This is a genomic window from Lysinibacillus sp. NPDC056185, assembly GCF_047737915.1.
GTDB lineage: Bacteria > Bacillota > Bacilli > Bacillales_A > Planococcaceae > Lysinibacillus.
Map to the genome: position 1 here is coordinate 67,585 of NZ_JBLLLQ010000020.1, position 21,670 is coordinate 89,254.

The window sequence follows — 21,670 nt, forward strand, 5'->3', positions numbered from 1 at the left end:
TATTATAACAAAGGTATTTTAAAAAAGAAAGTAAGAAATTTGAAGGGATTTTTAAAGAGTGGGGATAAAAGCAGTCTGGGATTGAGATGGCGGCGATTTGAGGATTTTTGAAATAATTTTGAACATAAGAAAAGCACAGTTATTCATAGGAATATTCTGTGCTTCTCAAATTTGTGCAGGCGGCTTATCACTAAAAAGTGGGGTTGATGTCCGTTCCGGCTGGGCGCTTTCCTAAGGGCCAGTCTTCACTTCAATCAACTGACATACGTTTTAATAAATGTCATACCTAACTTTTGGTGATAAGCCATAAATTATTAAGTTATAAATTCGTCTTTGCAGTATGGCTGACGCTATGCGTACTCCACAGCTTAAAAACTAGTTATGCTATTCAACGTAACGCTTTTATTAGAATACTCGTTCTGCGTGTAGAGCAAGTTTTTCTAGGGATGATTTATCTACATCTGCGTGTAGTGAGTTACCGTGAGAGTCCATTGTTACAACAGCTGTAAACTTCTCAACGTTTAAATGCCACATTGCTTCTGGAATACCGAATTCCATTAGGTCAACGCCTTCAACACCTTTAATGCAGTCTGCATAGTATTGTGCTGCACCACCGATTGCATTTAAGTAAACACCACCGTGCTCTTCTAATGCAGCAAGTGTTTTTGGTCCCATCCCGCCTTTACCAATTACAGCGCGGATACCGAATTTTTTCATGATGTCACCTTGGTATGGCTCCTCACGAATAGAAGTAGTTGGACCAGCTGCTTTTACTGTCCAGTTGCCTTCTTCGTCTTTTGCCATTACAGGGCCACAGTGATAAATAACTTGTCCATTAAGATCAACTGGAGCATCATGGCTCATTAAGTGATGGTGAATTGCGTCACGGCCAGTGTACATACGACCAGTAATTGAAACAACGTCACCAACTTTTAGAGCACGAATTTGTTCTTCAGTAATTGGTGCAGTAAGTTCTACTACATCTGTAGTAGTATCTTCTGTTGTTGCTGCAACTTCATCTTCTTTAAATGTAATTTTTTCACCTTCTTGGTAATGCCAGTTAATAATTTCACCAGTTTGAGGATTGATGTCCACAGCCATACGACGGTATGCCCAGCAGTTATAAGCTACAGATACGTAGAATGATGCAGGGATACGGTGCATAACACCAATTTTACAGCCAAGTAATGTTGCTTCACCACCGAAGCCCATTGTACCGATACCAAATGTGTTTGCAGTTTTCACAACATATTCTTCTAATTTAGCAAGATCAGAATTTGGATTTGTATCTTCCACATGACGGAATAACTGTTCTTTCGCTAAGTCGTAACCAGAAGAGCGATCGCCACCGATACCTACACCGATGAAACCAGCTGAACAGCCTTGTCCTTGTGCTTGGTATACTGAGTGAAGGATACATTTACGGATACCATCTAAATCACGACCAGCGCGGCCAAGACCTTCAATCTCACATGGTAGGCTATACTGAATGTTTTTATTTTCACAGCCGCCACCTTTAAGGATTAATTTAATTGTAATATAGTCTTTTTCCCATTGTTCGAATTTCATAACAGGTAGACCGTCACCTAGGTTATTACCGCTGTTTGCACCTGTTAACGAATCAACCGCATTTGGACGTAATTTTGCATCTGCAGAAGTATCGATAATAGCTTTTTTAATAGCTTCTTTAATTTCTAATTGATTTACACCGACAGGAGTATAAATTTTGAATGTTGGTAGACCAGTATCTTGACAGATTGGTGATACATTATCTTCTGCCATAATGATATTATTTGAGATTGTGTCTAAGCTCATTGCAGCACGAGTACCTGAATTCTCGGCTTCTTTAGCTTTCTTAATAGCACGACGTACGTCTTTTGGTAGATTTGTAGACGTTTCAGTAATTAAATCGTAAAGACTTTTCTCCAAAGTTTGGATATTCATTTGGTATTGCCCCCCATAGAAAATTTGATTATTTCCACGTTACATTATACTCTTTTCAACTAATGAAAAAAAGAGTTCAACTCATTGTGGTTGGAATTATAGGTCTATTCTCAAAAAGAGGAAATTTAAATGTGAAATTATGTTATCTGCCGTTGAGGTGTTAGAAGATAATGGGAGCGGATCACTTTTGGAGCCGAGCTGATCAAATCACCATAAAGATTGCTCGAGAAGAACATTCGTTCTATAATAAATTTAAATTTCCTTTAGGAGGTAATAATATGAAGTTACTTAATTTACCCGAAGCATTTGAACAATATCGGTCTGTAATAGAGGAAACGATACAGCCTACTGTATTTATTGAAACGGAAGAACGAAAAACATCTTTATTTGAAAGTAAGTTTGCGGGTGATCCGTATTTTCCGCTGTCAATGGAATATCCGAAAAGTCCTGAAGGGCAGCCATTAAAATTACTAGCACAAATTAATTTTACAGATGTACCTAGGCATTTACCAAATTTCCCTGAAGAGGGAATCTTACAGTTTTATATTGATGGTTATGATGATGTTCTAGGGATAGATTTTGATAATGGTCAAAATCAGGAGGGTTTCTGCGTCATTTTCCACGAACATATTGTCAGTGATGAGTCGCAGTTAGTACAAGACTTCTCATTTGTTGAAGTGAAAGAAGAAGAATTTTTCTTTCCAGTGGAAAAAGAAATGGCATTGTCTTTTGGAACAAGCTATGAACCATTATCAGCAAATGACTTTAGAAGTGAAAAACTATATGCGAAGATCCTTGCTAATATAGAAGACAATGATAATTTAGTAGACTCATTTTATGAAACTTTAAATAGTTCAGGTCATAAAATTGGAGGATATCCATTCTTTACCCAAGAAGATCCAAGAGCATATGGCGACTATACAGATTCAACAATTTTGTTGCTTCAGATTGATAGTGTAGGGGAACATATTGTTTGGGGGGATGATGGGGTCGGCAATTTTTTCATCACAGAGGATGAGCTGAAACGTAAAGATTTTAGTAAAGTTCTATATAATTGGGATTGCTACTAGCCGGAAATGGACAAGAAAAAAAGCAAGTGGATATATAGCTTTCCACTTGCTTTTATATAGCCTCCGGACGCAATTACGCCAAGGCGAAATTGATTAGTAGTTATTGTTCACGAGCATTAAATTGCTCCATTTTGTCTTCTAAATCATCCATCATTTGAATTAAACGATCGATATCCTCTAATTCAGTTGTTTCAGGATCAATTGCATCTAAAACTTCTAAAAACATTTCAAGACGCTCTTTTAAGTAGTTCATTTGCTGTTTTTTATCAGTGATTGGATTTGACATACATACACCTCATTTCATCCCCTTCATCTTAGCTGATTTGGGACTAAATTTCAATGTTTAGGCAAACACCTAGGACTTAGAGATTATTTTGTAAAAATCAATAGACAGAATATTTACAATATTGAAGGTGTGTGTTAAATTAATATTAAGAAAAAGTAAAGGAGCTGATTTAAAAAAACAAAAGAACTCTAACTCGAAAAGGAGGGAGTTTAAACAAGTACTCGGCGATGTAAAAGTCGAAATTCGTGTTTATACAATTAAATGGAGATAAGTATTAGTTAGGCCTTAGCGTAAAATCACATGTGGTGAGCGCTAAGGCTTTTTGTAATGCTGTTATTTGATAGAATGACTTGATGTTGGAGGAAATGATGACATACTTCTCAGATTACAACAAAAAAAGATTTGCCATTCTAGTGTTAATTGTATCTATTTCAGGTTTTTCACAAGGGATGCTTTTACCGTTAATTTCAATTATTTTCGAACGTGATGGAGTTTCCTCTGCGTTGAATGGATTGAACGCAACAAGTCTATACATAGGAACTTTATTGATCTCACCGTTTATCGAGCAGCCATTACGAAAATGGGGCTACAAACCAATTATTTTAATAGGCGGTGCACTTGTCTTCGCTTCACTGCTTGCATTTCCTTTATGGAAGAGTGTGACCTTTTGGTTTACCCTCCGCTTACTCATTGGAATTGGGGATCATGCATTACATTTTGCAACACAGACGTGGATTACAAGCACAACGGATCATAAAAGCTTAGGAAAAGGTATGGCCATTTACGGCTTGTCCTTTAGTACAGGTTTTGCGGTCGGTCCTTTGATGGTGAAACTTATACAAGTTTCAGAAGCATTACCGTTTATTGTGTCCTCGATTATGTGCTTATTGGCATGGGCTTTTGTCTTCCTTCTACAAAATGAAAAACCAGAGCGATTAACGGGAGACTTACATGCAAGGGGTTGGCATCGTTATAAAATGGCTATCGCATTCGGGTGGATTGCATTTTTAGGGCCATTTGTTTATGGGTTTTTAGAATCCTCTTTAAATGCTTTGTTCCCAGTTTATGCGTTACGTAAAGGTTTCGATGTGAATATGATTCCTATTATTTTATCAGTCTTTACATTTGGTGGGATTTTGACACAAGTACCACTTGGAGCTATAGGGGATAAATTAGGACGACGCAATGTCTTGATGATAGGCTCATTTGGTGGGGCTGTTATTTTTGGCATTGCAAGTTTTGTAGAACATTCACAAATGGCAGTAGCCGTAGCATTTTTCTTTACAGGTACATTAGTCGGTTCGATGTTTTCGTTAGGTATTACCTTTATGGCTGACTTAACACCAAAGGAGCTACTACCAACAGGAAATCTGCTTTGCGGTATTGCTCTTAGTATCGGTAGCTTAACAGGGCCATTTTTAGGAGGCGTTTATTTAGAATATGTAAATTACAGCTTCCTTTTATTAGTGGCGATGCTTTTGCTAGCTATAGCCATTGTTTTACTAGTATTTGGGCGAAATAAAAATAAGCGATCAGTGTCGATGTAAGGGGCATTGTCTTTTGGAATGATCCTTGAAGCGGAAAAAAAGAGTCAGCTCGGAGACTTTTAAGCAACGTATAATTTTGGACAAAATAAAAGAGCGGGGCTCATCTCCCGCTCATAAAACAAAAAACGCCCAGCAAATCCGTGCTGTTATGGCGTTCTTTGCGTGACAAGGATGTTCCGTCCAAGTCACATAGGTTTGGCACCTAGAATGATATTATACAGACAAGTAAACATAAAATCAAATAATATTTGTAGATAGTAATATTTGGACTTTGGATTTCTACCTCTATATAATAGAAGAACACTAACTAAGATACTAATTATAATGAGGAGATTAACACATGGCAGAATATAAAAAATTATCGATCCACCGTGCATTAACAGAATTAAAGATGCTAAATCACCGCATCGAAGCAGCAACGCATGAAGTTAGTTCAGTGTTAGCTAATCGTAAAAGCAATAGCAAAATTAATGGTGTAGAGATTCAAGAATATGAAAAGCAAATGCAAGCCTCATACGATAAAGTAGTTAGCTTAGTTGACTATCGCAACCGAATTAAGGCGCTAGTTGTACAGTCTAATGCTAAAACAAAAGTAATAGTGGGAAAAGAAGAAATGACTGTAGCAGAAGCGATTGAACGCAAACAGTCCATTCAATATGAAAAGGAACTGTTAGAAGTCATGCAACAGCAATATCGTTCAGCAATAAATACGGTTGCAAAAGAAAATGATGCGTTGCCAGGAAAACTAGAAACGTATTTAGTTAATATATTAGGAAATAAAGATAAACAATCTCCAGAAGAAGTAAAATTACATACAGAGACATTTATGAAAAGAAACGAGTACGAGTTAATTGATCCGATGAATGTTAAAAAGAAAATCGAAGCGTTAAGTAATCGAATTGAAGAATTTGAATCAGAGGTCGACGCTGTATTATCGGAATCAAACGCAACTACATTTATTGAAGTGCAAGCCTAACAAAATATGCATGGCCTAGCGAAAACGGAAAACGATAAGTCGCTCGCGCTTCAAGACATGTGTGCGAGTTAAAACCAGAAACATGTCTTACTACAATGGATAATTCAAATAATCGGAGATAAAAGCTCAAAGATTAAAGTTAAAAGTCCAAAGTTTACGTTTCAAAGTTCTTTCGTATTAAAGCTAAAAACTTAAAGCATAAAATTCTTTTAAATCCTGGGCTACTGGTTAAGGTGTTGATTTTTCTGGACCGTCCGTCATCCACCAGGCAGCTAGAGCTGTGCAATACATATAAGGCGTCTCTCATTTTTGAGGACGCATTTTTTCTGTTTAATTCTCTTTTAGAATTTTTAAAGGGCGTCTCTCATTTTTTGAGGACGCCCGTTTTTATTACTTATTTTTCAACACAAGCTTCGCCACGCACTCCACTTGTGCGGTTTGTGCGAACATATCCACCGGCTGAATATACTCTACATCATAAAACTTCGATAATTCGTTTAAATCCTTCGCCAAAGTTGATGGATTACACGATGTATAGACAAAGCGCTTCGGTTTTAGCTTCAACACTGTGCGGATGAATTCTGGTGCTAGACCTGTGCGTGGTGGGTCAACTGTAATAACATCAGGTGTAAATTCTTCCTTGCGCCATTTTGCTAAAACACTTTCTGCAGTACCGACTGCGTATTTTGTATGCTTGAAGCCATGGTTTCGTGCATTTTTACGTGCATCCTGAATGCTTTCTGGAATAACGTCCATTCCACGAACTTCTTTTGCTTTGTCAGCTAGCCATAAACCGATTGTTCCAACACCGCAGTAAGCATCAACAACTGTTTCTTTGCCTGTTAATGCTGCTGCTTTTTTAATTTCATCGTAAAGATGAACGGTTTGTGTTGGATTCAGTTGGAAAAAGGCACGAGCTGATAAATCAAAGGCTAATTCTCCAAGCTCCTCATGAATCGTTTCCTTGCCATCGAGGACAATCGTTTCATCGCCAAAGATTAACGATGTTTTCTCACGGTTAATATTTTGGGCAATCGAAACGATACTTGGGTCGATTTTTTTAATACGTGCAATGAGTTCTGCCTGATGTGGAATTTCTTTACGTGTTGTAACGAGCACGACTTGTGTTTCACCAGTACGAATCCCAGTACGTACTACAATCGTACGCACTAAGCCATCAAGCGTACGGCCATCGTAAATAGTAATATTCAGTTTTTGTAAAATTTTACGCGTTGCCACTGTGATTTTTGATGTAACCGGATGTTGAACAAGGCAATCGTTGATGTTCAGTAACTTGTTACTACCTTCTGCAAATAGCCCTGCATAGACACGTTTACCCTCTTTACGTACTTGATACTGACTTTTGTTACGATAATTCCATGGATTATCCATCCCTAAAGTTTTGCGAACTTCAACTGTATTAGCTAAAGGCTTAGCATAACGTTCTAATGCTTGAATTACGATATCACGCTTTTCGATTAGCTGTTTTTCATATGTCATATGTTGAAGCTGGCAGCCGCCACATTCGTTGTAAACTGGGCATGGTGCTTCCTGACGATATTTTGAAGCTTTACGAATAGTTACTATTTCTGCTTCAGCAAAGTTTCGCTGTGTTTTAGTTACTAGTGCTGTAATTTCTTCACCAGGAATAGCGCCTTTTACGAATACAACATTACGCTTATAAAAGCCTACTCCTTCGCCATTAATACCAAGTCTTTTTATTGTTAGAGGAAATTTTTGTCCAACTTCCATTGATGTTTGTTGCGTCAAGCGTTCCACGTCCCTGTTCTTTTAATATCATCTCCCCATTATAACTAAGGAGTAGACGATTGCAAAGCGACAGGAAGATCTTCATGTTCTAAAACTAAATCGTCAAGGGATAAAAATGTATAGCCTTGTTTTTTCGCTTCGGCAATAAACCTTGGGAGAGCTTCAGCGTTATCCTGTGCAACAGTATGCATTAATATTACGGCACCAGGGTGTAGCTGTTCTATTAATGCATTGTACGCATAATCTGCGCCACGACGTACATCCCTTTCCCAATCCTTAAAGGCAACGGACCAGAAAATATGACGGTAGCCTTCAGCATTTCCGACCTCTAATAATTTTGCGTTAAATATACCTTCAGGTGGACGAGCGTATGTTGTACGTTCAATACCCGTCAATTCACGTAACTTATCATCGAGTTTCTTCCATTCACTACGCATACCATCTGGCGTAAGCCTCGCCATATTTGGGTGCCCCCATGAATGGTTGCCGATAGTATGTCCATCTTTAACCATGCGTTTTACTAAATCAGGGGCACTTTCTAAATAATGACCAGTTAAAAAGAAGGTAGCTGGTGCGTTTTCCTTCTTCAATGTATCCAAAATGCTTTCCGTGAATCCATTTTCATAGCCGTTATCAAAGGTTAAATAAGCAACTTTTTTATCTGGCTTACCTTTATAAATTGCACCATACTTCTCAAGTAGCTGATCAAGCTGTGCCCCAGCCTCAGCTGGTTCACCGTTTTTCGCTCGCTTTAATCCCCAATGGTATTCATCAGAGCTAGCAGCCGAATATGGATTAAAGCTAATTGCCGCGGCAATAATAAAAGTAGCGATGACCGCTCCTACTATATGCTGTTTCCACATAAAAACGCATCCTTTCTTTTTCATTAGAATGCGTGTTTTTTAAAAAATTATCCTAGTTGATTTAATACAATAAATCTTGAAGTGCTTCTTTTAAATTAGGGAATTTAAATACAAAATGATGATGATGTTTTTCTAAAAAAGTAGGTAGTACATGGACCTTTCATTCATATAAATGTTTTGCTCTCTCTTTAATAATACCCGCGCGAAACGGGAAAATACTCGCGGAAGAGAAGTGAACACCCACGAACATAGAATATGCCTACGGGAAAAAAGCAATACCCGCGAAAAATGTTATAATGGTAAATGGTGAGGTGTTACTAATGCGTATTATTACGAAAATTGCACGTCAAAAAAACAATCCAGAACGTTATAATATATATTTGAACGAAGAATACGCTTTTCCTGTAGATGAGGCAATTCTCATTCAATTTGGATTAACGAAGGGAAAAGTGCTTGAGGAATTTGATATTCAAGAAATTGCCTATGAAGATGAGATTCGAAAAGCTTTTAATAAAGGGTTAAATTTTTTATCTTATCAAATGCGTAGCGAGCATGAAGTAAAGAAAAAGCTTCTCACGTTAGAATTTGGGGAAGCTGTTATTTTAGAGGCTATACAAAAGCTTAAATCATACGGCTTTTTAAATGATGAAACTTACTCCAAGGCATTACTTAATACGAAAAAAGCTACGATGAAAAAGGGACCCAAGGCAATTAGACAAGACCTTATGAAAAAAGGAATTGATAAAAGCTTACAGGATGAGGTACTTGCTACGTACAGTCATGCGGAACAGGTGAAGCTTGCAACACAATTGGCTGAGAAGGTCATTCGATCGGAAAAAAAGAAAACACCAACACAAATAAAAGCTAAAATTCAAGATTTTTTAATGCGAAAAGGTTATTCTTTTAGTGTTGTAGATGATGTGCTAAGTCAAATAGAGATTGAACAAGATGAAGATGAATGGCAACAGCTACTTGCTGGACAAGGCGAAAAAGTTTGGAAAAAGTATTCATCGAAGTATACTGGTTATGAATTGAAAATGAAAATAAAACAGGCGCTCTATCAAAAGGGGTTTCCTATAGAAGTTATAGATCGTTTTATAGAAGAGAAGGAGAATGAGGAATGAACGAAAAAAATTATGCTGCGATGTCAGAGCACGAATTACGTGAGGAAATAGCTATGATAAAGGAAAAGGCACGTAAGGCGGAGCAGCTAGGGATCATCAATGAATTCGCAGTATATGAGCGTAAGGCTTTAATGGCGGCTGCTTATTTAGTGGATTTGGATACAATAATTCCTGGAGAAATGTATCGTATTGACGGTTCTGAAAATGAATTTTTCCAAGTGGATTATTTAAAAGGACGCTTTGCTTGGGGACATCGCTTAGGGGGCGAAAAATACCAAGAGGCTTTACCTGTTTCCATGCTATCTCCTGTAAAGGTGGGCAAATAAATGGAAGAAAAAATTGAAAAACTAACTGCTGAATTACTTGCAAAAAACCCGCAAATGTCAGTAGGGCGTGCACGAGTATGGATTGAGCTTTTATGGAGTGATTTTGAATCGACTTCTGCAAAAGCTGGCTACTCCTATCGTGGTGCTGATTACACTGAAAATTTAGTGCGTCAATTAATTACCAGCTACGGTGATAAACTGCATGCATTTGCAGGACGCAATCCCAAATACGCACATTTACTTGATGCTAGTGATGATATGGTGCAATAACAAAACCCTGACCAATACTTGGTCAGGGTTTGCTGATGTTTAATTACTTGCGCCAACCTGTAATTTTTTCTGAAGTTTATCTTCGGTGAAAATCCAGCCTGTGTATGAAGTGATAATCTCATTGTCATCGTTTAAATGAGCGACAGCAACGAACGGATAGCGATTATCACTACGGTAACGCAGATCAATTAATCTTACTTCTGTTAAGCCATTATCGAGTTCTGAAATTTCCCAACGATACAATGGTGAGAATGACACGAAAGCAGCGAGATTGCGATCTTTCAATGCTATTTCGATAAGAGGCGTTTTCGGTAAAGGTTTTATTTCAAATTTATCGTAAATATTCACAGTTCGCCCATAAGCGCGCCCAACGTAATAATGCGTTTTGGATTTTGCTGCAATTCGCCAGTGCAAGAATCGCATTGTAGGGGCTACTATGACATACTCTTCATCCTGTATGGTATTATGCACAGCGTTCTTTACAGCCTTTTGGACTGCAAAGCGTAAAATGTAGTAAACGATAATAATGAGATACATGATACTAAATGTCCAAACTGGATTTGCACCAAATGCCCAAAGTAAAATGCCAAGGCAATGTAGCGTAAAAATAATAGGATCAAATGTATTAATGACACCAAGTGCCACCCATCTTCTAGAGAATGGTCGAAGCGCTTGTGTACCATAAGCATTGAAAATATCAACAAAGACGTGAAGTGCTACTGCGAAAAATGTCCAAAGCCATAAATGAAACACATTTGCGTCTTGAATAATAAGTGCTAAAACCGCTGTAATTAAGATGGGCCAAAGAGCTACTGCTGGTAGTGAATGTGTAATTCCTCGATGATGTCGAATATAAACGGCGTTGTTGCGTAGTTTTAACACTGTATCGACATCAGGTGACTGTGAGCCAATGATCGTACCTGCCATTACTGCGGTAAAGGTCATTGAATGATCTGCTACAACGGGGTCGACTAATGCAAGACCGCCGAGGGCAATACCCATAACGAAATGTGTGCCTGAATCCAAAAATATCCACTCCTTGTATGCAACAAAAAAGAGTACAATTGCATACATGTATATTTCAATAATCCGTAATACCTGATATTTACTTTATTAAGACAGTCGTTTTAAAGCTGGAAAAATTTTGACGTTTTTTGTCGTTTCTGACAATGGTCTTTTCTTAATTGTATACTCTTTTTACCATAAATAAAATCGTAAAGACGCAGGAGGTCACTGTGAATTATCCATATGTAACAAAATTTCGACAATCTTTAGTCGCATGGTTTAATGTTGAGAAACGTGATTTGCCTTGGAGACATACTACGGATCCTTATAAAATCTGGGTATCGGAAGTGATGCTACAGCAAACACGTGTCGACACAGTTATTCCTTATTACAATCGTTTCATGGAAAGTTTTCCAACGTTAGAATTACTCGCGGAAGCTCCACAAGAATACTTATTAAAGCATTGGGAAGGCCTCGGCTATTATTCCCGTGCTCGTAATTTACAGGCAGGTGTTCGTGAGGTATTAGAAAACTACGGTGGGATAGTACCCGATAATCGCCACGAGATTTCAACATTAAAAGGCGTAGGCCCATATACTGCTGGAGCTATTTTAAGTATTGCCTATAATAAGCCCGAACATGCGGTTGATGGCAATGTTATGCGCGTTTTAAGTCGTGTGCTTAATATTGATGATGATATTGCAGCTCCAAAGACTAAAAAGATTTTTGAAGCGGCTGTTGAAGAATTGATAGATCCTAAAAATGCATCGTCCTTCAATCAAGGCTTAATGGAGCTGGGTGCACTTATTTGTACGCCAACTTCACCAAAGTGTTTATTGTGTCCAGTTCGCGAATACTGTACGGCTTTTAATGAAGGTGAGCCTGAAAAATTACCTATCAAATCTAAAAAAGTAAAGATGAAGCATATCACATACGATGTGCTTGTATGCCAAGATGACAAAGGTCGAATTTTATTGGAGCAGCGTCCTGCAGAAGGTTTACTAGCTAACCTATGGCAGTTTCCAATGCTTGAGCACGGTAAAGATTCAATAGATATTTTTATTAAAGATTATGCTATGAATGTTCAATCGCAACAGGATTTGTTAACATTTAAACATGTTTTTTCACATTTAACATGGCATATAAATAGCTATTTTATGAAATGCAATTCAGCAGTAAAGGGCGAATGGCTGACTCGAGAACAAATAGAATTATTACCAATGCCCGTTCCAATGCTGAAAATTTGGCAAGAAATTAAGGATTAATCAAGAAAATAAAATTTATAAAAATTTATGAGCATAAAATCATTCACCTCGGTACACAATAATGAGCGTGGAGGTGAATGAATAATGAAAAAGCAAAACAACAACCAAAATTTACAACCGAATAAAAACATGCAACGTCAAAGTCAAGAATTTGGTTATGAAACAGACGTTAATGAAGTGCAAAAGCAAAATGCTAAAGCGGAGCAAAATAAAACTCAAGCTTCAGGTAACTTCAATAAAACTAACCAAGATCTTGGTGAATAACACTTTGTAATTGCATAATTGCATTTACCTCTAAGGAGCTGTCTAAAATCGAAAAGATTAAAAAGCAGCTCCTTTTTATTTTTTATATAGCAAGATGAGAAAATTGCTCGGGTAGGCAAGGAAACCGCTCAGGTAGAAAGAAGAACTGATCGGGTAGCTGAGGAAACTGCTCAGGTAGGCCGGAGAATTGCTCGGGTAGGCGAGGAAACCGCTCAGGTAGAACGAAGAACTGATCGGGTAGCCGAGGAAACTGCTCAGGTAGGCCAGAGAACTGATGGGGTAGCCGAGGAAACTGCTCAGGTAGGCCAGAGAACTGATCGGGTAGCTGAGGAAACTGCTCAGGTAGGCCGGAGAATTGCTCGGGTAGCCAAGGAAACTGCTCAGGTAGAGCGAAGAACTGATCGGGTAGCCAAGGAAACTGCTCAGGTAGAAAGAAGAACTGATCGGGTAGCCAAGGAAACTGCTCAGGTAGAAAGAAGAACTGATCGGGTAGGCGAGGAAACTGCTCAGGTAGGCCAGAGAACTGATCGGGTAGCTGAGGAAATTGCTCAGGTAGAAAGAAGAACTGATCGGGTAGCTGAGGAAATTGCTCAGGTAGAAAGAAGAACTGATCGGGTAGCTGAGGAAACTGCTCAGGAGAACGAAGAACTGATCAGGTAGCCCAAAAAATCGCGATCGGATGCGAGGAAGAACGGCTCTAATTCAGAAAAAAATCCGATTTGATATATAAGTAAAGCGAAAAAATTCCAATTGGGTTGTTGTTATGATAAAATCCGCTTCAAATTAACGAAATTTTGTACAGATTTAAAAGAGCGCAGGGAAATTTGTGGTTTTCTAACTACACCTTTCGCGTACACATTGCTATAATATACTAGAGACTGCTAGATTTAGGTAGCATAGACGAAAAGGTGGGCTTCAAAAATGGCAATACCGGTAGAAGGAGAAACGATACAAATACATAGTTATAAGCACAATGGCCGTATCCACCGTGTTTGGCAAGAAACAACGGTTTTAAAAGGAACGAAAAATATCATTATCGGTGCGAATGAACGGACACTTGTGACAGAATCCGATGGTCGTACTTGGCTAACGAGAGAGCCTTCTATTTGTTATTTCCATGCGGAGCACTGGTTTAATATCATTTGCATGCTACGTGAGGACGGTGTGTATTATTATTGTAATCTAAGCTCACCATTTGTTTTCGATAATAATGCCATTAAATATATTGACTATGATTTAGATATTAAAGTTTTCCCTGATCTGTCTTATTCACTCTTAGATGAGGATGAATATGAGCTACATCGTAAGGAAATGTCTTATCCAGATGTCATAGATAAAATTTTAAAGCGCAATGTCGATAAATTAATTAGCTGGATTCAACAAAAAAGAGGACCCTTTGCACCTGATTTCATCGATGCCTGGACGAGCCGTTATAAGTTTCAGCTCGATATGCAAGCAGATGATTGTTAGTTGCACCTATTAGTTTTACTAATGGGTGTTTTTTTATGTCTTCAACAATCGAATTGTAAAATAGTTAGTGATAAAGCTAAATTAAATGTACTTAAAACAAAATATTGCTATAATACGTTTGGGCATTCAGTTTGTGGATGTCTGTTTCTTTTTATGTATTACATAAGAGCGAGGCTTTTAAAATAAGGATGTGATAATAAATTGGGTAGTATAAAGCGTTATATGAAATTTGTAAAACCATATACATGGGAAATTATTTTAACAATTTTAATTGGTATAGTGAAATTTGCGATTCCGTTATTTATCCCATTGCTCATAAAAATTGTGTTAGATGATATTATCGCTGCAGATCATCTAACGGATGCAGAGAAGACAAAAGAACTATTTTATTGGTTAGGTGGTACGATCATTGTATTCTTTATTATTCGACCACCGATCGAGTATTACCGTCAATATTATGCTCAGCATGTCAGCAACAAAGTGCTTTTCGATATTCGAAAACAAATATATGCACATTTACAGCGACTAAGTTTAAGATACTATGCGAATACAAGAGCTGGCGATGTTATTTCAAGAGTGATTAATGATGTGGAACAAACAAAAAACTTTATCATGACAGGCTTGATGAACGTTTGGCTTGACCTTGCAACAATTGTTATTGCTATCGGTATTATGCTTGCCATGGATGTTAAGCTTACGCTAGTAGCATTAGTTGCGTTCCCATTCTATGGATTTAGTGTGAAGTACTTCTTTGGTAAACTTCGATCTTTAACACGTAAACGATCACAAGCGCTTGCGGGTGTGCAAAGTTATTTGCATGAACGTGTAGCTGGAATGAGCATTATTAAAAGCTTCACGCTAGAAAAGCATGAGCAAAAATTATTTGATGAAGCAAATGGTGAATTTTTAGAAAAGGCACTAGACCATACAAAATGGAATGCTAAATCCTTTGCGGTGGTGAATACCATCACGGATGTAGCACCTCTCCTAGTCATTGCTTATGCAGGTTATCAGGTTATTAATGGTCCACTTTCAGTTGGGACAATGGTAGCCTTTATCGCCTATATCGAACGACTTTATGGTCCACTTCGTCGTCTTGTAAGTTCATCAACGATGTTAACACAATCATTTGCATCAATGGATCGAATGTTTGAATTAATAGATGAACCTTATGAAATAAAAAACAAGGCAAATGCCTTAGAGCTACCACGAGTAAAGGGTGAAGTCCGCTTTGACAATGTGAACTTTCAATATGAAGAAGAGGGCTCACAAATTTTAAACAACATCAATTTCACGATTAACCCTGGAGAGACAGTAGCATTTGTAGGAATGAGCGGTGGAGGAAAATCAACGATCATAAGTTTAATTCCTCGCTTTTATGATACAACGAGTGGCGCAGTGACTATTGATGAATATGATGTACGTGATATATCATTACACTCTTTACGTTCACAAATTGGAATAGTGTTACAGGATAATATTTTGTTCAGTGATTCGGTAAAAGAGAATATTTTAATGGGTAAGCCAGAAGCTTCTGATGAAGAGGTTATTGCTGCTGCAAGAGCGGCAAATGCACATGATTTTATTATGAGTTTACCAAATGGCTATGACACAAAGGTCGGGGAGCGCGGTGTGAAGTTATCAGGTGGGCAAAAGCAGCGAGTAGCAATCGCTCGTGTATTTTTAAAAAATCCTCCTATTTTAATATTGGATGAAGCAACCTCTGCTTTAGATTTAGAAAGTGAGGCACTTATTCAAGAATCATTGGATGTACTTGCACATGAACGCACGACCATTATAATTGCTCACCGACTTTCTACAATTACACATGCAGATAAAATTATTGTTATAGATCATGGACAATTAATTGAAAGTGGTACTCATGAGCAATTAATGCAAAAAGAGGGGACTTACTTCAATTTATTCCAGGTGCAACATTTAGATTGATACACCATGCTATAATAGAAAAAATCTGGCTTACCATCATAACGTGGGGTTGATTTCCGTTCCAGCTGGGCGCTTTGTAGCTGACGCTTTGCTTTCGCTACAGAAAACAATTGTTGCTGTCGCTTCGCTTTCGCACAGATAAAACAATTGTTGCTGTCGCTTCGCTTTCGCACAGATAAAACATTTGCCGCTGACGCTTCGCTTTCGCGCAGAGCAGAGCTTCCTGGGGGCGTCCGATGAGCCGCTTGGGGCAACAGGATGTTGGTCACGAAGGCGTTATCACAGGACGTGATGGTTTTAGCCTTCGTTCCTCTATCCGCTGATCCCCAAGGAGTCGCCCAACTCACTCCAATCAACTAATAAAAGTAATATCCGTATTTTGGAATGAGTCAATAATCTAAAAATAGCTTTCCGTTTAAACATAAACGGAAGGCTATTTTTTTGTTATATTATTAAAATATTATCGATTAATAAGACAATATTAATATAGAACTCGAACGATGTAGAAAATCTATGTTAATTGCAGAATAATAATGATTGAAAGAGCAGTAGTTTTTGGTTAGAATTATCTGAAAATAGGGAATTGAGTGATAGTGAATGTAATTAAGTGAAAATATGGGTAGGATGGGGCGATTGATCATGAGAAAAAAGCTGCTAGAAATAAAAGGTTTAAAGACAACCTTTTTTACAGATGATGGACAAATTCCTGCCGTAGATGATATCGATTTTTCTGTTCATGAGGGAGAAATATTAGGGATTGTAGGGGAGTCGGGAAGTGGAAAAAGTGTCACATCACTGTCCATTATGGGATTAATACCATCGCCACCTGGAAAAATAACAGGTGGTGAAATAGTATTAGATGGCAAAAACCTCGTAACATTATCTGATAAACAAATGCAGAAAATTCGTGGGAAAGATGTGGCAATGATTTTTCAGGAGCCTATGACATCCTTAAATCCTTTGTTTACAATTGGGGATCAGCTAAAAGAAGCGATTCGAATTCATAATCCAAAATGGTCGAAAAAAGAAGCATTTGCAAGGGCAATTGAGATTATGAAACTAGTAGGTTTACCACGAGCTGAGGAATTATTAAAAGATTACCCACATCAACTATCGGGAGGGATGCGACAACGGGTCATGATTGCGATGGCACTTGTCTGTGATCCGAAGGTATTGATTGCTGATGAGCCGACTACTGCATTAGATGTTACGATTCAAGCTCAAATCTTGCAGCTTATGAAAGATTTAAATAAACGTTTAAATACAGCTGTATTATTAATTACACATGATTTAGGCGTTGTAGCAGAAACATGCGAGCGAGTTATTGTGATGTATGCAGGTCAGATTGTAGAGGAGGCACCTATTCAGGAGATATTCGTTAATCCAAAGCATCCTTATACACAAGGGCTTATTAAATCTGTACCGGATATGCGTTATAAAAAGGACAATCTATACTCTATACCAGGTAGTGTACCTAAGCCTGGAAGTATTCAGGAAGGCTGTCGTTTTGCAGCGCGTTGCGAATTTGCGATGGACCGTTGTGTACAAGAAACACCACCTTTATATGAAGCAACAGAGCGGCATAAATCGAGATGTTTTTTACTAGAGAAACAGGAGGTGGAGCAACATGTCGAAAGTGTTGTTGAAAGTTGATGGTTTGAAAAAATATTTCCCCATTCGGAAGGGTGCTTTGAATACACAGGTTGGAGACGTAAAGGCAGTGGATGATGTTTCCTTTGAAGTTTTTGAAGGAGAAACATTAGGCATTGTAGGTGAGTCCGGATGTGGTAAATCAACGACTGGTCGACTTTTAATGCGATTGCTTGAGCCAACAGAGGGCGAGATTGAATTTGCAGGTAAAATGATTTCTGAATTATCGAACAATGAAATGCGCAAAGCCCGTAGAGATATTCAAATGATTTTCCAAGATCCTTATGCCTCTCTTAATCCTAGGCATAACATTGGGAAAATATTAGAGGAGCCTCTTATTGTTCATGGAATGGGTAATTCAAAGGAACGGAAACAGAAGGTATTAGAGCTTCTCGAAATTGTTGGGTTAAATGAATATCATGTGAAACGTTATCCACATCAATTTAGTGGTGGTCAAAGACAGCGTATCGGCATTGCCCGTGCTCTGATGACGAATCCACGTTTAATTATTGCGGACGAGCCTGTCTCTGCACTCGATGTGTCAATACAGGCGCAAGTATTGAATTTATTGCAAAACTTACAAAAGGACTTAAAGCTAACTTATATTTTTATTTCCCACGATTTAGGAGTTGTACGCCATATTAGCAATCGTGTAGGCGTAATGTATTTGGGGAAATTAGTGGAGCTGACAGCAAGTGAGGATTTATATGCTGAGCCACTTCACCCATATACTCAGGCACTGCTATCCTCGGTACCTGTTCCAGATCCTACGTTTGAACGTGAACAGCTCATTATTTCTGGAGATATTCCAAGTGCTTCGAATCCGCCAAGCGGGTGCACTTTCCATACAAGATGTCCATTTAAAAAAGAAGAATGCTCTCAAGTAGTTCCAAAAATGCAAGAAGTGAAACCGGGTCATTATGTTGCTTGCCATCTATATGATGCGATCCAACATTCAATGATATAAAAAAATTTAGGGGGAAATTCAATGAAGAAAAAGAAGCTTTGGACTTTGGGTGTAATGCTTATCCTTGTTCTTTCGACAATCTTAGCCGCTTGTGGTGGCTCAGATACTAAGGATGCGGGTAGTAAAGATACTTCAAGTGGTGGCGATAAAGCTAGCGGTGGACCAAAAACATTAGTATATGGTCGTGGAACAGATTCCACTGCTCTCGATCCAGCGACAGTAACAGAAGGTGAATCGTTCAAAGTTACGGTTAACCTCTATGAGACTCTAATTAACTTTGGAGAGCGAGATGTAACATTGCAGCCAGGGCTAGCAAAATCTTGGGAACCTTCAGAAGATGGATTAACGTATACGATGCAACTTGAAGAAGGGGTTAAGTTCCATGACGGTACTGATTTTAATGCTGAAGCAGTCGTGAAAAATTTTGAGCGCTGGAAAGCTGGTGGTGCTGAAAAATTCCCATATTACGCCTCTCAATTTACAGTAGGTGGAAAGCAAGTAATTGAGTCGATTACTGCTGATGGTGATTATAAAGTTATCTTTAAATTATCTCAGCTACAAGCACCATTCTTGAAAAATTTAGCGATGTCTCCATTTGCTATTGCTTCACCAACAGCATTTGAAAAAGATGATGAGGCACTTAAAGATCATCCAGTAGGTACTGGTCCGTTTAAATTTGTAGAGTGGAAACGAAATGATTCCATCACAATTGAGAAAAACCCAGATTACCGTATTGCAGATTTGCCGAAATTAGATAAAGTTATTTTCCGTTCTATTCCAGAAAACTCCACACGATTCAATGAATTAACTAACGGTGATGTTGATGTAGTTGATGGCTTAAGTCCATCTGATAAAGCTTCCATCGAATCAAATGCAGATTTACAATTAATCGAACGTCCATCTATGAATGTTGGTTACCTTGGATTAACTGTAACACGTCCACCGTTCGATAACGTAAAAGTTCGTCAAGCAGTAAATTATGCAATCGATAAGCAAGCATTAGTAGATGCATTTTATGAAGGCTTAGGCGAACCAGCAAAAAATCCAATGCCTCCATTAGTTGCAGGCTACAACGATGACACTAAAGGCTATGAATATGATCCAGAAAAAGCAAAAGCGTTATTAGCTGAAGCTGGCTATGATGGTAAAGAAATCGAGCTATGGGCAATGCCTGTGCCACGTCCGTACATGCCTGACGGTAAAAAAATTGCGGAAGCCATTCAGAAGAATTTAGCTGATGTTGGTATGAAATCTAAGATTGTAACGTTTGAATGGGCTACGTATTTAGATAAGGCGGAAAAGGGAGAGGCGGATGCGTTCTTACTTGGTTGGACAGGTGATAACGGAGATGCGGATAACTTCCTTTACACTTTATTAGACGGAGATAATATTCATTCTAACAACTATACATTCTATGACAACCAAGAAGTGCACAAACTATTAGTTGCAGCGCAAACTGAAATGAATGAGGACAAGCGTAATGCCCTTTACAAGCAAGCACAAGAGATTATCTCTAAAGATGCACCATGGGTTCCAATTGCTCACTCTACTCCAATTTTAGCTGCTAACACTAAAGTTACAAACTATATTGCACATCCAACAGGTTCTGACCGTTTAGAAGCAGTTGATATGAAGTAGGCTTAAAGGGCTATCCTGAACAGGTTTTAATTTAAATTTTAAAGAATCTGCTTGCTTTCTGCGGGTAAGCCGTAGGAATCTAGCGGATTCTTTTTACAAGCTAGAGGTATTTTTTTCTGTATGAAAGACCAATCATCTAAACGATCAATTATGCCTCGACATAATTGCGTCCGGAACCGTTTGGTGAAGGCTGACCCTTTCTACAGTATGTGTAAAGACTTCAATGCTTTTCATACAAAAGTATATTATGAAAATAACAGAGGGGTGAAGAAAATGCTTCACTATATGGGAAGACGTTTATCTCAATTAATCCCAGTTTTGCTTGGAATGACTTTTATCGTTTTCATGTTAATTCGTGCAATTCCTGGTAATCCAGCACAAGTAATTTTAGGACAGCAGGCAACGAAAGAAGCGGTCGAAGCGTTAAACGCAAGTTTAGGATTAAATAAGCCGTGGTATACACAATATTTTAGTTATTTAGGTGGCATTTTTCAGGGTGATTTAGGAGTATCATTACGTACTAAATTACCTGTATCAGAGGAAATTTTCCCGTATTTAGCGGCAACAGCTGAGCTAGCGCTATTTGCCATGGTTATCGCAGTGATTGTTGGGGTAAATGCAGGCATTATTTCTGCATGGTTTCAAAATTCTTGGTTCGATTATGTGGCAATGGTAGTTGCTTTAATCGGGGTGTCTATACCCGTTTTCTGGCTTGGCTTAATGGAACAATGGGCTTTCAGTAATCAGCTTGGCTGGTTCCCGACATCTGGGCGAGAAGATGTGCGAGATCCAATAACCGCCATTACTCATTTTTATTTACTGGATACGTTAATACAAGGCCGTTTTGAGCAATTTACTGAAGTATTAAAGCGATTAGTATTACCGGGTATAGCTCTTGCGACAATACCAATGGCGATTATTGCAAGAATGACTAGGTCGTCTATGCTTGAAGTAATGCGCTCTGACTATGTACGTACCGCTAGAGCAAAAGGGCAAAAAATGTTTATTGTTGTTTATAAGCATGCCTTGAAAAATGCAGTTATCCCGGTATTAACAGTAATCGGTTTGCAAACAGGGTTACTGCTAGGTGGTGCCATTTTAACAGAGACGATTTTCAGCTGGCCTGGAATTGGTCGTTATATTTATGATGCCATTGGCTTCCGTGACTATCCTGTTATTCAATCAGGTATTTTAGTAATTGCATTTATTTTTATCATGATTAACTTAATTGTGGATTTACTGTATACGGTGATAGATCCACGGATTAAATACAAATAGAGGGGGGAAG

The 21,670-nt window shown here is 38.3% G+C and carries 19 protein-coding genes; 14 read left to right on the top strand and 5 right to left on the bottom strand.

The window, feature by feature from the left end; all coding sequences use genetic code 11:
• Window positions 1-405: 405 nt before the first annotated feature.
• Entirely contained in the window at window positions 406-1,944 is a 1,539-nt protein-coding gene (locus ACMZ42_RS18215; RefSeq protein ID WP_370079318.1) for a fumarate hydratase, read from the bottom strand.
• Window positions 1,945-2,222: 278 nt separating this feature from the next.
• Between ACMZ42_RS18215 and ACMZ42_RS18220 the strand changes: the two genes are divergently transcribed.
• Window positions 2,223-3,014, top strand: coding sequence for a YwqG family protein (locus tag ACMZ42_RS18220; RefSeq protein ID WP_415732293.1), 792 nt, complete (start codon window positions 2,223-2,225; stop codon window positions 3,012-3,014).
• Window positions 3,015-3,114: 100 nt separating this feature from the next.
• Here ACMZ42_RS18220 and ACMZ42_RS18225 read toward each other — a convergent pair whose 3' ends face one another.
• Window positions 3,115-3,300 (bottom strand): SE1561 family protein, encoded by a 186-nt coding sequence (locus tag ACMZ42_RS18225; RefSeq protein WP_049668848.1) that lies wholly within the window; start codon window positions 3,298-3,300, stop codon window positions 3,115-3,117.
• A gap of 368 nt (window positions 3,301-3,668) precedes the next feature.
• On the opposite strand from ACMZ42_RS18225, the gene ACMZ42_RS18230 reads away from it, so the two are divergent.
• Complete coding sequence (locus tag ACMZ42_RS18230; protein ID WP_415732294.1) at window positions 3,669-4,847, top strand: MFS transporter; 1,179 nt, start codon at window positions 3,669-3,671, stop codon at window positions 4,845-4,847.
• 340 nt (window positions 4,848-5,187) lie between these two features.
• Entirely contained in the window at window positions 5,188-5,823 is a 636-nt protein-coding gene (locus ACMZ42_RS18235; RefSeq protein WP_402871433.1) for a hypothetical protein, read from the top strand.
• A gap of 390 nt (window positions 5,824-6,213) precedes the next feature.
• Here ACMZ42_RS18235 and rlmD read toward each other — a convergent pair whose 3' ends face one another.
• Window positions 6,214-7,593 carry a 23S rRNA (uracil(1939)-C(5))-methyltransferase RlmD gene (gene rlmD / locus ACMZ42_RS18240; protein ID WP_415732295.1) on the bottom strand — a complete coding sequence of 460 codons (1,380 nt, stop codon included), beginning with the start codon at window positions 7,591-7,593 and terminating at the stop codon, window positions 6,214-6,216.
• A 44-nt stretch (window positions 7,594-7,637) separates the two neighbouring features.
• On the bottom strand, window positions 7,638-8,456 hold the full coding sequence (locus ACMZ42_RS18245; RefSeq protein WP_415732296.1) for a polysaccharide deacetylase family protein: 819 nt from the start codon (window positions 8,454-8,456) through the stop codon (window positions 7,638-7,640).
• A gap of 320 nt (window positions 8,457-8,776) precedes the next feature.
• Here ACMZ42_RS18245 and recX point away from each other — a divergent pair, with 320 nt between their 5' ends.
• From recX to ACMZ42_RS18260, 3 genes are read left to right on the top strand one after another with little or no spacing between them, the layout of a single operon-like run.
• A complete protein-coding gene (recX, locus tag ACMZ42_RS18250; protein ID WP_415732297.1) occupies window positions 8,777-9,580 on the top strand; it encodes a recombination regulator RecX in 804 nt (267 codons plus the stop codon).
• Window positions 9,577-9,906 (top strand): YfhH family protein, encoded by a 330-nt coding sequence (locus ACMZ42_RS18255; RefSeq protein WP_053483069.1) that lies wholly within the window; start codon window positions 9,577-9,579, stop codon window positions 9,904-9,906. The genes recX and ACMZ42_RS18255 overlap by 4 nt, the downstream gene beginning before the upstream one ends.
• Complete coding sequence (locus ACMZ42_RS18260) at window positions 9,907-10,176, top strand: YfhJ family protein (RefSeq protein ID WP_415732298.1); 270 nt, start codon at window positions 9,907-9,909, stop codon at window positions 10,174-10,176.
• Window positions 10,177-10,215: 39 nt separating this feature from the next.
• On the opposite strand, the gene ACMZ42_RS18265 is transcribed toward ACMZ42_RS18260, so the two are convergent.
• Window positions 10,216-11,202: a metal-dependent hydrolase gene (locus ACMZ42_RS18265; protein ID WP_415732299.1), complete on the bottom strand. Its 987-nt coding sequence runs from the start codon at window positions 11,200-11,202 to the stop codon at window positions 10,216-10,218.
• 209 nt (window positions 11,203-11,411) lie between these two features.
• Between ACMZ42_RS18265 and mutY the strand changes: the two genes are divergently transcribed.
• From mutY to ACMZ42_RS18305, 8 genes are all read left to right on the top strand, one after another.
• Window positions 11,412-12,446 carry an A/G-specific adenine glycosylase gene (gene mutY, locus ACMZ42_RS18270; RefSeq protein ID WP_370079337.1) on the top strand — a complete coding sequence of 345 codons (1,035 nt, stop codon included), beginning with the start codon at window positions 11,412-11,414 and terminating at the stop codon, window positions 12,444-12,446.
• 84 nt (window positions 12,447-12,530) lie between these two features.
• Complete coding sequence (locus tag ACMZ42_RS18275) at window positions 12,531-12,710, top strand: gamma-type small acid-soluble spore protein (protein ID WP_402871440.1); 180 nt, start codon at window positions 12,531-12,533, stop codon at window positions 12,708-12,710.
• A 921-nt stretch (window positions 12,711-13,631) separates the two neighbouring features.
• The gene (locus ACMZ42_RS18280; protein ID WP_370079341.1) at window positions 13,632-14,180 is read left to right on the top strand and encodes a DUF402 domain-containing protein; all 549 of its coding nucleotides are present in this window, start codon (window positions 13,632-13,634) and stop codon (window positions 14,178-14,180) included.
• A gap of 201 nt (window positions 14,181-14,381) precedes the next feature.
• Window positions 14,382-16,127, top strand: a complete 1,746-nt coding sequence (locus ACMZ42_RS18285; RefSeq protein ID WP_370079343.1) for an ABC transporter ATP-binding protein — start codon at window positions 14,382-14,384, stop codon at window positions 16,125-16,127.
• A gap of 639 nt (window positions 16,128-16,766) precedes the next feature.
• Window positions 16,767-17,780 carry an ABC transporter ATP-binding protein gene (locus ACMZ42_RS18290; RefSeq protein ID WP_370079345.1) on the top strand — a complete coding sequence of 338 codons (1,014 nt, stop codon included), beginning with the start codon at window positions 16,767-16,769 and terminating at the stop codon, window positions 17,778-17,780.
• Complete coding sequence (locus ACMZ42_RS18295) at window positions 17,755-18,744, top strand: ABC transporter ATP-binding protein (RefSeq protein WP_370079347.1); 990 nt, start codon at window positions 17,755-17,757, stop codon at window positions 18,742-18,744. Before ACMZ42_RS18290 ends, ACMZ42_RS18295 begins: the two co-directional genes overlap by 26 nt.
• A 21-nt stretch (window positions 18,745-18,765) precedes the next feature.
• Window positions 18,766-20,382 (top strand): ABC transporter substrate-binding protein, encoded by a 1,617-nt coding sequence (locus tag ACMZ42_RS18300; RefSeq protein WP_415732300.1) that lies wholly within the window; start codon window positions 18,766-18,768, stop codon window positions 20,380-20,382.
• Between the two features lie 273 nt (window positions 20,383-20,655).
• On the top strand, window positions 20,656-21,660 hold the full coding sequence (locus ACMZ42_RS18305; RefSeq protein ID WP_370079351.1) for an ABC transporter permease: 1,005 nt from the start codon (window positions 20,656-20,658) through the stop codon (window positions 21,658-21,660).
• The last annotated feature ends 10 nt before the right edge of the window (window positions 21,661-21,670 follow it).

What these genes read in the sequence shown, in the direction of transcription:
- ACMZ42_RS18280 (WP_370079341.1), top strand. Translation starts at nt 13,632, where the DNA reads ATGGCAATACCGGTAGAAGGAGAAACGATACAAATACATAGTTATAAG.
- ACMZ42_RS18290 (WP_370079345.1), top strand. Translation starts at nt 16,767, where the DNA reads ATGAGAAAAAAGCTGCTAGAAATAAAAGGTTTAAAGACAACCTTTTTT.
- ACMZ42_RS18300 (WP_415732300.1), top strand. Translation starts at nt 18,766, where the DNA reads ATGAAGAAAAAGAAGCTTTGGACTTTGGGTGTAATGCTTATCCTTGTT.
- ACMZ42_RS18235 (WP_402871433.1), top strand. Translation starts at nt 5,188, where the DNA reads ATGGCAGAATATAAAAAATTATCGATCCACCGTGCATTAACAGAATTA.
- recX (WP_415732297.1), top strand. Translation starts at nt 8,777, where the DNA reads ATGCGTATTATTACGAAAATTGCACGTCAAAAAAACAATCCAGAACGT.
- ACMZ42_RS18225 (WP_049668848.1), bottom strand. Translation starts at nt 3,300, where the DNA reads ATGTCAAATCCAATCACTGATAAAAAACAGCAAATGAACTACTTAAAA.
- ACMZ42_RS18220 (WP_415732293.1), top strand. Translation starts at nt 2,223, where the DNA reads ATGAAGTTACTTAATTTACCCGAAGCATTTGAACAATATCGGTCTGTA.
- ACMZ42_RS18255 (WP_053483069.1), top strand. Translation starts at nt 9,577, where the DNA reads ATGAACGAAAAAAATTATGCTGCGATGTCAGAGCACGAATTACGTGAG.
- ACMZ42_RS18260 (WP_415732298.1), top strand. Translation starts at nt 9,907, where the DNA reads ATGGAAGAAAAAATTGAAAAACTAACTGCTGAATTACTTGCAAAAAAC.
- ACMZ42_RS18215 (WP_370079318.1), bottom strand. Translation starts at nt 1,944, where the DNA reads ATGAATATCCAAACTTTGGAGAAAAGTCTTTACGATTTAATTACTGAA.
- ACMZ42_RS18275 (WP_402871440.1), top strand. Translation starts at nt 12,531, where the DNA reads ATGAAAAAGCAAAACAACAACCAAAATTTACAACCGAATAAAAACATG.
- ACMZ42_RS18305 (WP_370079351.1), top strand. Translation starts at nt 20,656, where the DNA reads ATGCTTCACTATATGGGAAGACGTTTATCTCAATTAATCCCAGTTTTG.
- ACMZ42_RS18295 (WP_370079347.1), top strand. Translation starts at nt 17,755, where the DNA reads ATGTCGAAAGTGTTGTTGAAAGTTGATGGTTTGAAAAAATATTTCCCC.
- ACMZ42_RS18230 (WP_415732294.1), top strand. Translation starts at nt 3,669, where the DNA reads ATGACATACTTCTCAGATTACAACAAAAAAAGATTTGCCATTCTAGTG.
- ACMZ42_RS18245 (WP_415732296.1), bottom strand. Translation starts at nt 8,456, where the DNA reads ATGTGGAAACAGCATATAGTAGGAGCGGTCATCGCTACTTTTATTATT.